The sequence below is a fragment of the Desulfobulbus sp. genome, assembly GCF_031547805.1.
Taxonomy (GTDB): domain Bacteria; phylum Desulfobacterota; class Desulfobulbia; order Desulfobulbales; family Desulfobulbaceae; genus Desulfobulbus.
This window is the reverse complement of the sequence record NZ_JAVBRQ010000007.1, coordinates 25090-39927: the sequence shown is the minus strand read 5'-3', so window position 1 is coordinate 39927 and position 14838 is coordinate 25090. Positions and strand designations below refer to the sequence as shown.

17 protein-coding genes are annotated in these 14838 nt (G+C 62.6%); 4 read left to right on the top strand and 13 right to left on the bottom strand.

The genetic code is table 11. From position 1 onward, the window contains the following. Positions 1-24: 24 nt before the first annotated feature. On the bottom strand, positions 25-882 hold the full coding sequence (locus RMR13_RS02545) for a uracil-DNA glycosylase (protein WP_310599071.1): 858 nt from the start codon (positions 880-882) through the stop codon (positions 25-27). A 54-nt stretch (positions 883-936) separates the two neighbouring features. Next, a complete protein-coding gene (locus RMR13_RS02540; RefSeq protein ID WP_310599070.1) occupies positions 937-1266 on the bottom strand; it encodes a septum formation initiator family protein in 330 nt (109 codons plus the stop codon). Between the two features lie 40 nt (positions 1267-1306). Between RMR13_RS02540 and RMR13_RS02535 the strand changes: the two genes are divergently transcribed. After that, entirely contained in the window at positions 1307-1720 is a 414-nt protein-coding gene (locus RMR13_RS02535) for a DUF523 domain-containing protein (protein WP_310599069.1), read from the top strand. Between the two features lie 19 nt (positions 1721-1739). On the opposite strand, the gene RMR13_RS02530 is transcribed toward RMR13_RS02535, so the two are convergent. Continuing rightward, positions 1740-2471: a twin-arginine translocase subunit TatC gene (locus tag RMR13_RS02530; protein WP_310599068.1), complete on the bottom strand. Its 732-nt coding sequence runs from the start codon at positions 2469-2471 to the stop codon at positions 1740-1742. A gap of 190 nt (positions 2472-2661) precedes the next feature. Here RMR13_RS02530 and serS point away from each other — a divergent pair, with 190 nt between their 5' ends. Continuing rightward, positions 2662-3933 (top strand): serine--tRNA ligase, encoded by a 1272-nt coding sequence (serS, locus tag RMR13_RS02525; protein WP_409070249.1) that lies wholly within the window; start codon positions 2662-2664, stop codon positions 3931-3933. A 39-nt stretch (positions 3934-3972) separates the two neighbouring features. Here the strand turns inward: serS and RMR13_RS02520 are convergent, their stop codons facing one another. Then, positions 3973-4932, bottom strand: a complete 960-nt coding sequence (locus RMR13_RS02520; protein ID WP_310599066.1) for a D-alanine--D-alanine ligase — start codon at positions 4930-4932, stop codon at positions 3973-3975. 297 nt (positions 4933-5229) lie between these two features. On the opposite strand from RMR13_RS02520, the gene rpsU reads away from it, so the two are divergent. Next, positions 5230-5421, top strand: a complete 192-nt coding sequence (gene rpsU, locus RMR13_RS02515) for a 30S ribosomal protein S21 (RefSeq protein WP_408936609.1) — start codon at positions 5230-5232, stop codon at positions 5419-5421. Here the strand turns inward: rpsU and RMR13_RS02510 are convergent. Further along, the gene (locus tag RMR13_RS02510; protein WP_310599065.1) at positions 5396-5665 is read right to left on the bottom strand and encodes a hypothetical protein; all 270 of its coding nucleotides are present in this window, start codon (positions 5663-5665) and stop codon (positions 5396-5398) included. The two genes, rpsU and RMR13_RS02510, sit on opposite strands and share 26 nt — an antisense overlap. On the opposite strand from RMR13_RS02510, the gene xerD reads away from it, so the two are divergent. After that, positions 5552-6388, top strand: coding sequence for a site-specific tyrosine recombinase XerD (gene xerD, locus RMR13_RS02505; protein WP_310599195.1), 837 nt, complete (start codon positions 5552-5554; stop codon positions 6386-6388). The two genes, RMR13_RS02510 and xerD, sit on opposite strands and share 114 nt — an antisense overlap. Here xerD and RMR13_RS02500 read toward each other — a convergent pair. The 8 genes from RMR13_RS02500 to rbfA form a co-directional block, all read right to left on the bottom strand. Next, the gene (locus RMR13_RS02500) at positions 6385-8526 is read right to left on the bottom strand and encodes an ATP-binding protein (protein ID WP_310599064.1); all 2142 of its coding nucleotides are present in this window, start codon (positions 8524-8526) and stop codon (positions 6385-6387) included. The genes xerD and RMR13_RS02500 overlap by 4 nt on opposite strands. 85 nt (positions 8527-8611) lie before the next feature. Next, entirely contained in the window at positions 8612-9385 is a 774-nt protein-coding gene (locus RMR13_RS02495; protein ID WP_310599063.1) for an MBL fold metallo-hydrolase, read from the bottom strand. After that, positions 9382-9855 carry a dUTP diphosphatase gene (gene dut, locus RMR13_RS02490; RefSeq protein WP_310599062.1) on the bottom strand — a complete coding sequence of 158 codons (474 nt, stop codon included), beginning with the start codon at positions 9853-9855 and terminating at the stop codon, positions 9382-9384. Before dut ends, RMR13_RS02495 begins: the two co-directional genes overlap by 4 nt. 101 nt (positions 9856-9956) lie before the next feature. Beyond that, the gene (pnp, locus tag RMR13_RS02485; RefSeq protein ID WP_310599061.1) at positions 9957-12044 is read right to left on the bottom strand and encodes a polyribonucleotide nucleotidyltransferase; all 2088 of its coding nucleotides are present in this window, start codon (positions 12042-12044) and stop codon (positions 9957-9959) included. A 218-nt stretch (positions 12045-12262) separates the two neighbouring features. Beyond that, on the bottom strand, positions 12263-12532 hold the full coding sequence (rpsO, locus tag RMR13_RS02480) for a 30S ribosomal protein S15 (RefSeq protein WP_310599060.1): 270 nt from the start codon (positions 12530-12532) through the stop codon (positions 12263-12265). Positions 12533-12695: 163 nt separating this feature from the next. Next, a complete protein-coding gene (gene truB / locus RMR13_RS02475) occupies positions 12696-13454 on the bottom strand; it encodes a tRNA pseudouridine(55) synthase TruB (protein WP_310599059.1) in 759 nt (252 codons plus the stop codon). Between the two features lie 7 nt (positions 13455-13461). Next, a complete protein-coding gene (locus RMR13_RS02470; protein ID WP_310599058.1) occupies positions 13462-14454 on the bottom strand; it encodes a bifunctional oligoribonuclease/PAP phosphatase NrnA in 993 nt (330 codons plus the stop codon). After that, positions 14441-14836 (bottom strand): 30S ribosome-binding factor RbfA, encoded by a 396-nt coding sequence (gene rbfA / locus RMR13_RS02465; RefSeq protein ID WP_310599057.1) that lies wholly within the window; start codon positions 14834-14836, stop codon positions 14441-14443. The genes RMR13_RS02470 and rbfA overlap by 14 nt, the downstream gene beginning before the upstream one ends. Between the last annotated feature and the right edge of the window lie 2 nt (positions 14837-14838).

Genomic DNA, 14838 nt, shown 5'->3' with positions numbered 1-14838 from the left:
CGCCGCTCCGGGCGGCCGCGTCGTTTACGCTTGGAGCCGCCGCTGGATCAGCTGCAAATCCTGCCAGGCCGCCTTTTTCAAGTCGATATTTTCCAGAAGAAAACGGGGATGGAAGGTCGCCATGACCTGGAGCGGCTCGCCGGGGGCATGCGCAAGCCGACAGGGGTGGAACCGGCCGCGCAGCCGCACCAGCGCCCCCTGCGCCCCGGCCAACACGCGCACCGCAATTTCGCCCATGGCGCACACCACCTTGGGTTGAACCAGTTCGATTTCACGCGCCAGAAAGCCATGGCAGCAGCGGATGCTCTCCTCGTTCGGGACCTCCGCCGCAAGCGGGCAGCATTTGACCGCGTTGGTCACGTAGACCTGTTCGGGGGTCAGGCCAATGGCGCGCATCATGTTCCAGAGCATGGTGTCCTCGGCCGCACCGAACAGGGTCGCGGCGGAAAAACCCGCGTCCTGGACGGAATAATCGCCGACCACCATCAGTATTGCCTCCCCGATGCCGCGGGCGTGGACCACGCCCTGCCTGGCCGAAGCCAGACAGCATTGGCGGCAGGCATCGATTTCACGGCCAAGGGCTTGCAGCCCTGTCACGGCCTTTTCCGGCCTGGCTGGCGGCACGACCTCGGCTCGAACGAGCCCCGCCGGCTCGACTGTCGGTCTCTTGTCTTCCATCGGTGGCGCCGGCCGCTCCTGGGGGTGGAGAAAGCGTTGCAGGCCGGGCGACAACGGATAGCGTTCGATACCCATCTGTAAATGGTGCTGCAGCAGGGTCCGCAAGGCCCCGGCCAGATGAAGGCCGTCCATGCGGTCAAACGAAGACGTCGAATCTCGCACCGGCTCCGCGCCATCGGCCGCCGCCCCACCCGTTCGTTCCATCCTGTTCCCGTCGCCGTTGCCCGTCAAAATTCGCCCCCGAATCGGTCCGCCGCTCTATTCCTTTTTCTTTTTGGGAGGTTCGAACTCGAACACCGTTTCGTTCTTGCGCAGCAGTCCGTGCTTTTTCCGGGCCACCTCCTCCAGATACTTGTCATCGGAGCGCAACCGGTTGATGTCTTCCAGCAGCTCGGTGTTTTTTGCTTCCAGGCGGACGTTTTCCTCGCTGAGCGCGGCGATCTCCTTGTTCAGCCGCAGGTAATGAAAAAGTCCGCGTCCCGGAGCAAACATCACCCACAGCAGAAATAAAACCACGATCGCCGCGCCAAGAAACCAGAGCGTCTTCCGGTCCGGACGAGTATCCTCTTGCTGTTTGCGTATGGTCATGTGCCTCTTCGATTTCTTCTACTCTACTGGTACAGATAGGATGGAACATTCGCCCAAGTGTCTGGTGAGCGCCTGCCTCGTCGGACTCTGCACCCGCTACGACGGGCGCAGCAAACCCGATCCCGCCTGTCTGCGTTTTTTGGCAAACCGCCACTGGATTCCGGTCTGCCCCGAGCAGCTGGGCGGTCTTGCCACCCCGCGGCCCGCGGCCTCCTTGACCGACGGTGACGGCCACGGAGTACTGGCCGGCACGGCTCGGGTCGTCGATCGCAACGGCGGCGACGTGACGGCCGCCTTTATCCGCGGCGCCCGCATGGTGCTCGCCATCGCCCAGGCGCAGGACATTACCCTCTGCCTGCTCAAATCCGGCAGTCCTTCCTGCGGCCTCGCTCCCCTGACCGGGGTGACCGCCGCCCTGCTGCAACGCCACGGCATCCGGATCGTCGCTTACTAGCAACGCGACCGGCCGCGTGTCAGGCATCCGGAGGAGCAAGCTCGGCTTGCTGTTCGCCGAGTCCCATCAACCGGATCAGGAGAATGCCCGATTCATAAAGCAGATACAGGGGCAACCCCATCAAGGCCATGTTGAAAACATCCGGGGTCGGAGTCAGGACGGCGGCCAGGATGGCGATCGCCAGCACCGCGTAGCGCCTGTTCTTTTCAAAGGTTTTGCGGGTGATGATGCCGACCTGGGCGGTGAATACCATGAAGACCGGCAACTCGAAAATCACCCCGAAACCGAACAGAAAAAGGGTGACGAAGGTGACGAAGCGGTCCACCGAGATCACCGCCCGCAACGCCTCGGACTGGAAACCCAGCAAAAAGCCGATGCCGAAGGGCAGGGTAATGAACGCGCAGAAAATCGTGCCGCCGTAAAACAGCACGCAGGTCGCCACCACAAACCAGGTCAGCTTTTTGCCGACCACCCCGAAGGGCTTGCCCAACGCCTTCCACAGCACGAACATGCACAGCGGCATCAGCAGGTACAGCGCGCCGAAAAAGGCCAGATTGACATGGGAGAGGAAGGGGGCGGCCACGGAAAAAAAATACAATTTCTCGCCGAGATGCCCTTGCAGCCCCGCCAACAGCCGGCCGGAGACGAAAAAAAGGGCCGCGGTGGTGCCGACGATGGCCAGCATGAGCATCTTCAGAAATCCGCGCAATTCGAGCAGAAAGATGGCAAGCGATTTCAGGGGAGCGTTCATGGCGAGCGTTGGACGAACAGGTTGAGAACAGGCGATGGCAACAACGAAAAGTAGCAAAACGGAAGGAGAATAGCAATTGAATACCCGTTGCCTTTCGCAGGGTGCCGTGATAAAAGCCGTTCATACCGACACACGGCCGCCGCCGGCGGCGGCCGTCTTTTCAACCCCGCTTTTCACCGCTCATACCACCATGCTTGAACTGCGCTTTGTCCGGGAAAACCTGGAATTGGTCCGCCAAAAAAGTCTGCTGCGCGGCGTCGATCCGCAACTGATCGATCGCTTCGCCGCCACCGATCAGCGTAGGCTCTCGACGATCGCCGAGGTCGAGGCCCTGAAAAACAGCCGCAACACGGTTTCCAAAACCATCGCCTCGCTCAAGCAATCGGGCAGCGAAGGGCAGGCCGAGCCGCTGATCGCGGAGATGCGCCGTGTTTCCGACCGAATCAAGGAGTTGGATGCAGTGCTGGCGACCATCGAGGCCGAGTTGCAGGAGGTGATCCTGGTCATCCCCAACCTTTGCGACGATTCCGTGCCGGCTGGGCGAAATGAGCAGGACAATATCGAGATCAAGCGCTGGGGCGAAATCCCGGCCTTTTCCTTCACCCCCCGGCCCCACTGGGAGATCGGCGAACAGCTTGGCATCCTCGATTTCGAGACGGCCGCTCGGCTCGCCGGCGCCCGTTTTGCCCTGCTCAAGGGATTCGGGGCTCGGCTGTCGCGCGCTCTGGTCCATTTTTTCCTCGATCTGCACACCCAGCGACACGGCTACACCGAGGTGCTGCCGCCGTTCATGGTCAACGCCAAGAGCATGACCGGAACCGGCCAGCTTCCTAAATTCAAGGAAGATTCGTTCAAGGTTGAGGGATGGGATTTGTGGCTGATCCCCACCGCCGAGGTGCCGGTCACCAACATGCATGCCGAGAGCACCATCGACGAGGCCGAACTGCCGCTGAAATACACCGCCTACACCCCCTGCTTCCGTTCCGAGGCGGGTTCGTACGGCAAGGACACCCGGGGGCTGATCCGGCAGCATCAATTCGAGAAGGTGGAATTGGTGAAGTTCGCCGCCCCCGAGACCTCTTGGGACGAGTTGGAAAGCCTGCTGGCCGATGCCGAGACGGCCCTGCAACTGCTGGGGCTGCCCTACCGGGTCATTACCCTGTGCGCGGGCGATCTGGGATTTTCCTCGGCCAAAACCTACGATATCGAGGTATGGCTGCCAGGGCAGAACTGCTACCGCGAAATCTCCTCCTGCTCCAACTTCCTCGACTTCCAGGCCCGTCGGGCAGGCATTCGCTACCGGCCCAAGGGCGAGAAAAAAAGCCGCCTGGTCCACACCCTCAACGGCTCCGGCCTGGCCGTGGGCCGGACCTTGCTGGCCGTACTGGAAAATTACCAGCAAGCCGACGGGACGGTGCGGCTGCCCAAGGTCCTGGAACCCTATTTTCAAACCCGCTTCTGACCGCCAAGCCGGGCTCGGCCGGGCGCGCAGGGGCTTTCGCTATGCTTCGCCCTGTAGCTCGGCCGGTTTTTCCAGGGCAAGCTCGATCAGGCGGTCCAACAAGGCGCCGAACGGGTAACCCGCCGCTGCCGCGGCCTGGGGCAAAAGGCTGGTGGGGGTCATGCCCGGGATGGTGTTGGTTTCCAGCAGGTACAACTCCTCCCCGCCGGCCGCCAGGATCATGTCCGTGCGGCTGTAGCCGCGCAACTGCAGACAGCGATGGGCCCGCACGGCATAGTCCTGGGCCTTGCACCGCACCGCGTCGCTCACCTCGGCCGGACAGATCTCCCGGCTGGCCCCCGGCTGGTACTTGGCCTCATAATCGAAAAACTCAAACTTGGCATCGGGAATGATCTCGACCAGGGGCAGGGCCTCGGGCGACGCGTTGCCGAGAACGCCGGCCGTCAATTCGCGGCCCTTGATGTATTTTTCGACCATGACGCTGTCGTCGTGCCGCAGGGCCAGCCGCAGGGCCTCGGGCAGCTTGTCGGCCTGGCGCACGATGGACATGCCGATGGACGATCCCTGCCGCACCGGCTTGACCACGCAAGGCACACCGACCTCGGCCAGAATCCGGCCGGTATCCTGAAGGTCTCGGGGCTCCACCATGACCCAGGGGGCCACCGGCAGCCCGTGCAAGCGGTACATGGTTTTGGCCAGGTTCTTGTCCATGGCCAAGGCGCTACCCAATACGCCGGATCCCTGATAGGGAATGCCGAGCAGATCGAGGAACCCTTGGATGGTACCGTCCTCGCCGTTCACCCCGTGCAACAAGAGGAAAGCCACATCGATTTTTTCGGCATCGCAGGCGATCCGCGCCAGATCGGTGGCGGGATCGTACCGGACCACCTCATACTTGCCCGGATCGAGCGCCTGCGCCACCCCGGTCGCGCCCCGGAGCGAAACCTCGCGCTCGTCGGATGTCCCCCCGGCAATCAATGCCAATCGAATCTTCGCCATGGTCAATCTCCCCGTTCAATAAGCTTGGTATACTGCGTCCTCGCATTGCCGCCGCCATGTTACCATCACCTTCGAGAAAAACAATCAAAAGGGCGGCGCGACAACGGTCCGGCTTCGGCCGCGGCGCCAACGGCTGCGCCGCCACACCCCGGCCACCCATCGGTACCGTGCCGGAAAATAACCGGCAATTCCATTATTTGATTTGACAAGAACCCAGAAAGCAGATAGCTTAGCGGCCTTAAACCCTACTCTTACCAACGGCGCATGCCGACCACCAAAGGAAGTGATGCAACTATGATCGAAGTAGATGTCAGAGGTGACCTTGAATACGCGATCAGGCAGTTGAAGAAAAAGCTGCAGATCGACGGTATCAAACGAGAGCTGAAGCGGCGTGAATACTATGAAAAGCCCAGTGTCAAGAAACGCCGCAAAGCAGCGGAAGCCCTGCGTAAACTTCGCAAGTTCAACCGATTGAGAAATCGGATGTGAACAGCATGCCCCAGCGGTCCGCCGTTGGGGCATTTGTCTTTCCCCTTTTGTCCGCCACACGTCCCTGCACCCCGCCGCCCTTGCCACGTACCTGCCGGATTTTCTCCGCCACCTGACCATCCAGCGGCGGCTGGCCAAGAATACCGTCGCCGCCTACGGTGCCGATCTGCGCGCCTTTCTTCGTTTTCTCGCCCGCCCGGAGCCGCCGTTGCCGGATGAAGTCGGCAAGGAGGAAGTGCAGCAATTCTTGCAGTATTGCCATCGGCGCCGGATCAGCGCCCGGTCCAATGCCCGCCGGCTGGCTGCCCTGCGCGCCTTTTTTCTTTTTCTCGAAAAACAGGGGGTGCTGGCGGTCAATCCGCTGGAGGAAATCGACGGACCCAAAATCGGCCGCAGCCTGCCCAAGGCCCTGACCGTGGCCGAGGTCGACACCTTGCTTCGTCCGCCGGCCTCCCCCACCCCCCTGGCGCTGCGCAACTCCGCCATGCTCCACCTCCTGTACGCCTCGGGGCTGCGGGTTTCGGAACTGGTCGGCCTGCCGGTAAGCGGCTGCAACCTGGCCAACGGCCACCTCCGCATCGTGGGCAAGGGCAACAAGGAACGGGTCGTCCCCTTTTCCGCCGCAGCCGGCGAACGGGTGCGTGAGTATCTCGAACGGAGCAGGCCGCTGCTGCTCAAGGGCCGGCCGAGCCCGATGCTGTTTTGTTCCAACCGGGGCGGCGCCATGACCCGCGTCCGTTTCTGGCAGATCATCCGGGAAACCGCCCTGGCCGCCGGGATCGCCAAGGAGATCAGCCCGCACATGCTCCGCCACTCCTTTGCCACCCATCTGCTGGCCGGCGGCGCCGACCTGCGCTCGGTCCAGATGATGCTCGGCCACACCGACATCGCCACCACCCAGATCTATACCCATGTGGATACCGACCGTCTGAAATCGGTCCATCGGCGCTTCCATCCCCGCGGCTAGGCCGACCCTGCTTCCGCCGCCGGCAGACTGACCTGGAAGACCGTCCGGCCCGGTTCGGAGCGGACCTTGATGCGGCCGCCGTGGGCCCGGACGATCCCGTACGAGACCGACAGGCCGAGTCCCGAGCCTTCGACTGCCGCCTTGGTGGTATAAAACGGCTCAAAAATCCTGCCTAGGTGCTCGGGGGCTATCCCCGGCCCGCTATCCTCGACGCAGGCCACCACCCGATCGCCTTCTCCGGCCGTGGCCAGGTTCAAGGTGCCGCCGTGCTCCACCATGGCATCGGCGGCGTTGATGATCAGGTTGATGAAAACCTGGCGGATCTGGTCTTCGACCGCATGGACATGCAAGGCCTGGCCGGCATAGGAACGCGCCAGAACGATCTGCCGCTCATCCAGAAAATTGCGATGCAGGGTCAGGATATCCTCCAACAGCCGGTTGAGGTCGAAGACCGTTTTCCTACCGGTGGACGGACGGTTGAACTGCCGCAAATCCCGAATCAGCTTGCGCATCCGGTCGCATTCCTCACGTGCCAGTTGCAGCAGCGCGGCGGCCTCGTCATCCTGGCGCACACGCTGCTGGACATCGCGGAGGGCAAAGCTGATCCCCAGCAAGGGGTTGCCGAATTCGTGCGCAATGGAAGCGGCCAGTTTGCCCACCGCCTCCATCTTCTGGGCATGGTGCAGTTGCTCGACCAGCTGTTGTTCACGGGTGCGGTCGCGTCCCATGGCCACGACATGGGTCCGGCGGCCGGCGCCGTCCAAGATGGGAAACACGGATGCGGTCAAGGTGATGGTCCGGCCCTGCGGAGTCAGCCGGGTAAAGCGTCCGGCCCAAGGTTCGTCCCTCGCAATGCACGCCAGCACCTGCGTGGCCTGCTCGGCGAGATCGAGACCGGGCAGACAGTCAAAGGCTCTCTTGCCTCGCAACTCGGCCCCCTCGCACTCCATTACCTGTTCGAAGCTGGCATTGACATATTCGATCACGCCTTCCGAATCGGTGACCAGAATCAAGGCCGGGGCCTGGCGGATTACCTTGGTAAACAGCAGTTTTTCCTGCTCCAGCTGCTGTTGGCGACTGATGTCGGCGAAAAAAACAACAGCGCCGGTGCACTGTTCGTCTTCAAAAACCGGATAGGCGCGCAGGCTGACCAACAGCGACGAACCATCCGGCAGATCAAGGGGCATTTCATCGGCATGCATGGCCTTGCCTTCCGCGACGGTGGCGCGAACCAGTCCGCCCAGACCCTGCGCATAGGCGGCCTCGATGCCACCCGCGGCGCACAGGGCCAGGATGTCCCGGCCGATGATCCCGTTGATCCCAACCGCGGCAAACTGTTCCCGCCCCGCCCGGTTGATGAAGGTGCACCGGCCTTTGGTGTCCACACCCAACACCACTTCCTCGGTGGCATCCAAAAACAGGCGCAGCCGTTCCCCCTGGGTCTCCAGATCGGCCAGGGCCTTGTGCCCGCTCATGCAGAGGAAATTGAGCGACGATACCAGCCGGTCGAGTTCGTCGGGAGGACTGGAAGCGGACCGGTCCAGCCGCATCGGCGCAAACCGCCGATCCTTGAGATCGATATTCTCGGCACAGCGCGCCAGGTTGGTCAGATGCCGGGTCAGGTATTTCTGGAAGCAGAAGAAGATGAAACCGGAAACGAGGAAGGTTTTGACCGCGTTGCTGGTCAGCAGCACGGCAAACCGCTGGGCCAGACGTTGATGTATCCCCGCATACGAGGCGGTTACTTCCAGCTGCCCGATTTCCTCGACCCGTTCCCGGACCAGATGGCGCAGGGGGTAGACGCGGGTGACGCTGTCGGCGGGGGTGGGCGTCCCGCTGGCCCAGGCGACCTGGCCATCCATCCGCACCGCCGCGTATACGATATCTTCGCGCTTGATCAATCCCTCGAGCTGCAAATTGACCTGCAACTCATCGAGAATCCAGACGCTTTCCTCCAGCGGCCGGGTGCTGGTCTCCGGGATGATGTCGAAGAAGGCATCGATGCCTTCGATGTCGCGGCGGTAATCGAGATACAACTGCAGGGCGGTGGCAAAACAAGCGATCAGGCTGCTAAACAGGATCACCACAAAGGTCAGGCGGTAGGCTATGCTGTGCTTGTTCCAGGGCATCGATGCCATTCATCCCGCGAAAAGGTGTCCTCGTTGGGGCTATTATTCCACAGACCCCACCTCATGAACAGGCGGCGGGGCAGCGCCGGCAGCCTCACGGGCTCACTTCCAGCAGGGGGCATGCCTGCCCCTGGCTGGCGAGCAGCAGCCTCACCTGGTCCTCGCCCGGCAGCCGCCGACGCGCTTCCGCCAGGACCAGGTCGGGATGATTGTTGATCTCGCTCAAATGGGCCAGCACCAGTAGCCGCAAGTGCTCGCCGGCCAACTCGGCCGCCAGATCGAGCGAATCGGGATTGGCCAGGTGGCCCCGGCTGGAAAGCACCCGCTGCTGCAGTGGCAGGGGATACGGCCCCTCCTTCACCATCCGGACATCGTGGTTGGCCTCCAGGATCACGGCCCAGCAGGCGTGCAGGCGCTGGCGAATCAGCCGGGTGACGATGCCGGTATCGGTGCAGTATCCCAGGCTGTCGGCGCCGTCACCGAGCACGAAACCCACCGGGTCGGCGGCATCGTGGGAAACGGCAAAGGGGTGAATCCGCAGCGCGTCGATGACAAAGGCCTCGCCCACCTCGAACTCCCTGTATATCGGCAGCTTGCCCATTCTGGCCTCGGCCGCCCGCCAAGTCGCCTCGTTGGCATAAACCGGCAGCTTGAACCGGCGCGCCAGCACGCCCGCACCCTTGACATGGTCGTCGTGCTCGTGGGTCAGGATGAGCGCGGTCAGGCTTTCGGGCTCGATGTCCAGCGACCGCAGGCGGGCCAGGAGCTCCTTGCCCGAAAAACCGTTGTCGATCAGCACCCGGGTCGGGCCGGCCTCGACCAGGGTACAGTTGCCCTTGCTGCCGCTGCCGAGGACCGAAAACCTCACCGGCCGTCGTCCGTGCCGGCCAGGCCGGTGTGCCCGAATCCGCCGCTGCCGCGTTCGGTAGGCATCAGTTCCGCCACCAGGCGCAGCTCGGCACGCACCACCGGCGCCAGGATCAGCTGGGCGATGCGGTCGCCTCGCCTGATGGTGAACGGCTCCCGGCCAAGGTTGATCAACGCGACCTTGACCTCGCCCCGGTAATCGGCGTCGATGGTGCCCGGCGCGTTGACCACGGTGATCCCGTGCTTGACCGCCAGCCCGGACCGGGGCCGGACCTGGATCTCGTACCCTTTCGGGATAGCCACCGCAAATCCGCAAGGAATAAGACCGATCTCCCCCGGCTTCAGCTCGACGGCTTCCGCCAGGGCCGCAGCCACATCCATGCCCGCCGCCAGCGCGGTGGCATAGGCCGGTAGCGGCAGGCCGGCCTGCTCGGCATCCAGCCAGGTCAACTCGACGGCAATCGTCTCCATCCTGCCTTTTATCCTTTCTTTTCAAATCAATACGATAAAAAAAAGCCGGCGGCCGCATTCGCGGCAACCGGCTTTTCGGGCATCGCTGCACCGCAGGCCAATTATGCCTCGCCGTCGGCCAGGGCTGCCTTGCGACTCAACCGGATGCGTCCCCGATTGTCGATGTCGATGACCTTGACCTTGATCACATCCCCTTCCTTGACCACGTCGGTGACGTTCTTCACCCGCTCGTTGGCCAACTCGGAGATATGCACCATACCGTCGGTTCCGGGCAGGATCTGGACAAAGGCGCCGAACTCCTTGATCGTGCGCACCTCGCCCTCGTAGATCCGGCCGACCTCGGGCACGGCGGTGATCTGCTGGATCCGCTTGACCAGATCGTTGGCCATTTCGCTGCTGTTGCTGAAAATCTTGATGGTGCCGTCATCCTCGACATCGATCTTGGAGTCGAACTCCATGGTCATCTCGCGGATGATTTTACCACCGGGGCCGATGATGTCGCGGATCTTGTCCGGATGGATCTTGATGGTCACATATTTGGGCGCATGCTCGGAAACCGCCGAACGGGGCGAGCCGAGCGCCTCTTTCATCTTCTCCAGAATGTGGACGCGCCCCTTTTTGGCCTGAGCCAGGGCTTGGGCCATGATCTCCCGGTCAACGCCCTCGATCTTGATATCCATCTGCAGGCCGGTGATGCCTTCCCGGGTCCCGACCACCTTGAAATCCATGTCGCCGAGGTGGTCTTCGTCGCCGAGGATATCGGTGAGCACCACCACGCGGTCGCCTTCCTTGATCAGACCCATGGCCACGCCCGAAACCGGGGCCTGCACCGGCACGCCGGCGTCCATCAGGGCCAGGCTGCCGCCGCACACGGTGGCCATGGAGGAGGAGCCGTTCGACTCCAGTACCTCGGAAACCACCCGCAGGGTGTAGGGGAAGGTGTCGCTGGCGGGCAGGACCGCCTCGATGCCGCGGCGGGCCAAGGTGCCATGACCGATATCGCGGCGGCTCGGACCGCGCAGCGGCCGGACCTCGCCGACGCAGAAAGGCGGAAAATTGTAATGGAGCATGAACCGACGGTACACATCGCCGCCCAGCCCTTCCAGATGTTGCTCGTCGCGCTCGCTCCCCAGGGTGCAGATCACCAGGGCCTGCGTCTCGCCTCGGGTGAACAGGGCCGACCCGTGGGCGCGCGGCAGAATGCCGACCTCGCAGCTGATCGGCCGCACGTCCTCAAAGGAACGGCCGTCGAGCCGCTGCCCCTTACCAATGATCCGGTCACGCATCACCCGCTTCTTGTAATCACTCAACAAGTCGCTCACCTGCGAGGACGATTCGTACTGTTCGGGATCGAGCTGGGCCAGGATTTCTTCCTTCAGGCGGCGGTAGCGCTCGGAACGGGCGATTTTTTCGGCCGTGGTGACCACTTCCTCCATGCCGGCCGCTGCCAGGGCCTCAACCTTCTCCTGCAGTACGGCATCGACCTCCGGTGCCGCCACGCTGCGCTTGCTTTTACCCGCCTGCTGCTGCAACTGCAATTGCGCGTCGATCAGCGGCTGGATGCCGGCATGGGCGAAAAAGATCGCCTCCAGGACCACTTCCTCCGGCAACTCCTCGGCCCGGCCCTCGACCATGACCACTGCGGACCGGGTGCCGGCGACCACCAAATTGATTTGGGAGTTTTCCAATTGTTTCCTGGAGGGATTGAGCACGTACTTGCCGTCGACATAGCCGACCCGGGCGGCGCCCACCGGCCCGTCAAAGGGAATATCGGAGATGAGCAGGGCGGCCGAGGCGCCGTTCATGGCCAGGATGTCGGGATCGAAATCCTGGTCCGCCGAGAAGACGGTGGCGATCAGCTGGGTCTCGCAGTCGTATCCGTCGGGGAAAAGCGGCCGCAGCGGTCGGTCGATCAACCGGCAGGTCAGCACCTCCTTCTCGCTGGGACGGCCGATCTCCCGTCGGAAATAGCTGCCGGGAATGCGGCCGGCCGCGTACATCCGCTCCTGGTACTCGATGGTCAGGGGCAGGAATCCCATTTTTTTCGGCTCGGTTTCGGCCACGACCGTCACCAGCACCTTGGTGTCGTCGCTGGAGACCACCACGGAGCCGCTGGTTTGTTTGGCCATCTTGCCGGTTTCCAGGGCGATGGTCCGCCCGCCGATTTCGGTTGCTACAGTATGGATCATAGATTCTCCTGTCCGGTATTCCCGGAATATAGGTGAAAACAATGCAACCGGCCCGGCTCAATGCCGCCACAAAGGCACAAAGGATGCAGCGACACCCGCACCCTTTCGCTCCGTTCTCTCTGTGTCCTTTGTGTCTTTATGGCGTTCCGCTGCCGTGGCGCGGTCACATGGCTGAAAAAAGGACGGCGGGCCACCGTGGCCCGCCGTCCGGTAACGGTCTACTTGCGGATACCGAGCTGCTGGATGAGCGTCCGGTACTTGCCGATATCCTTCTTTTGCAGATATTTGAGCAAATTGCGCCTCTGGCCGACCAGCCGCAGCAAACCGCGGCGGGAATGATGGTCCTTGGCGTGGGTCTTGAAATGCTCGGTGAGATAGAGAATACGATCGGTCAGGAGGGCAATCTGCACCTCGCAGGAGCCGGTATCGGTCTCGTGGGTCTTGAATTTTTCGATCAGTTCCTTTTTCTTTTCCGTTGTTTGTGCCATGGGGCACCTCCACTTTCCTTCTGCTGCCAGACAAGCCTCTTCCCTCAGCCTCTCTGGAGTCTGGATAGATTGTCCCTGTTCCCGGGTCAGAGGGACGACCCGGAGGGACGGCATGAGCTTCTATACTCCACGCCGCTCAACCGTGGCAAGAACAAAAGCACGGTCAGCCGGCAGGTTGCAATACCTGATCGAGACTGCGGCGTTTGGAGCGCAACAACTGCGGGCCGTTGTCGACGAACAATTCCTCGCCCGAGAGGCCATCCTCAACGGCAAACTGGCCCGAGCGGGTCCGCCGCAAGGCGACCAGATGGGCGCCGCAGCCGAGCGCCTGGCCGATATCGGCCGCCACCACCCGGATATAGGTGCCCCGGCTGCATTCGACCTCGACGCTCAATTGACCGGCATCGGCATCGTAGCCCAGCAATTCGAGGCGGAATATCTCGATCGGCTTGGCCGGCTTTTCGATCCGCACCCCCTGCCGGGCATAGACATACAGCGGCTTGCCCTTGTGCTTGGCCGCGGAAAAGGGTGGCGGCGCCTGCAGCTGCGGCCCGACGTGGCGCCGGAGGCAGGCGGTCAGGGTTGCCTCGTCCAGCTCCGGCACCGCCCTGGTAGCGACGACGCTTCCTTCGGGATCCAGGGTGGAGGTTTCCACCCCCAGCTGGAGGCGGGCCTGGTAGGTCTTGCGGCCGGCCATGAATCGTTCGATCTGTCGGGTGGCCGGGCGACCGACGCACACGATTAACAGGCCGGAGGCAAAGGGATCGAGCGTACCGGCATGCCCCACCTTCTTGATGCCGAGCAGGCGCCGGATTCGGCGGACAATGGCAAAGGAGGTCAGGCCCACCGGCTTGTCGACCAGAAAAACACCTTCGTTCCAGTCCGGCTTGTCCTCTTCGGCCATCGCAACCGCCACGGTCATCGGTGCGTTATCCCTGTACCTCTGGCCGCAGCGCGCGTAACAGGGTATCGCGCGCCTCTTCCATGCTCTGCCCCTTGATCCTGAACCCGCTGGCATTGCGGTGGCCGCCGCCGCCGAACCGGGCGGCGATCAGGGAAACGTCGCATTTGCCCTTGGCCCTGAGACTGACGGAAATATGGAGCGGCGCGACCTCCTTGAGAAATACCGCCACCCGCACCGAACTGACGGCCCGGGGCAGGTTGATGAAGTATTCGGTATCCTCCATGGTGGTGAAGGTACGCTCCAGCATCTTCTGGCTCACCCGGATGATGGCGATCCGATCCCGCTCGTGCATTTCCAAGGTGGCCAGCACCTCCTGCATCAGCCGCAGCCGCCCCAGGGTGTAGTTTTCGTAGAGGTCGTTGCCCACCTGGGACGGATTCGCGCCCCGGCGAACCAGATCGCCGGCCACGGCAAAGGTGTGGCTGCTGGTGGATTCGTACCGGAACGAGCCCGTGTCGGTGTTGATCGCCGCAAACAGGCATTCCGCCGCCCTGGCGGAAATATCCACGCCCAGGGCCATGACCAGATCGTACACCATCTCGGCGGTGGACGAACGGTGCGGTTCGATCCAGTCGCAGTCGCCGAACCCGTCGTTACCGCGATGGTGATCGATCACCATTAGAGGCCGAAACCCGATCAACTCGGCGCCGTGCCTGCCCAACCGGTGGGTATCGCCGCAGTCCAGGCAGAGGGCGAGAAAATCGTCCCCAGCCCGGGCGACGAATTCCCGCACCTTGTCCATCTCGGTCTGGGTCTGGCCGCATCCAGGCAGGAAGCGGTAGATCGAAGGGACCGGTTCCTCCAGGTAGCGGAACACCTTTTTGCCCATGCCTTCGAGGATGTCCGCCAGGCCGAGCAGGGAACCCAGCGCGTCGCCATCGGGATTGAAATGGGTGGCCAACAGGATGTGCCCTTTGGCGCGGATGGCTTCGGCTACCGCTAGTTCAGGACTGCTCATGCTTTCTCTCCTCCTCGATTTGGCGGAACAGGTTGTCGATCCGTGCCGCCTCTTCATTGAGGCTGTCATAGTAAAAAAGCAAATCGGGCGTGTAGCGCAGGTTGACGGTCTTGGCCAGATGGCTGCGAAAAAAACCTTTGGCGCTCCTCATGCCCTGCAGCGCCGGGCCGCTCTCCTGATTGGCCGGGACGGTGAAGTAAATCTTGGCCTGTTTGAGATCGGGCGTCACCACCACTTTGGAGATGCGGACTGCCGCCAGACGCGGGTCCGCGACCTGCTGCAGCAGGAGGATGGTCAGCTCGTTCTTGACCGCCTCGGCCACCCGCTTGGGCCGCGAGCTTTCCGGACGGCCCAGACCGGGGAGCTTGAAATCGAAATCCATAA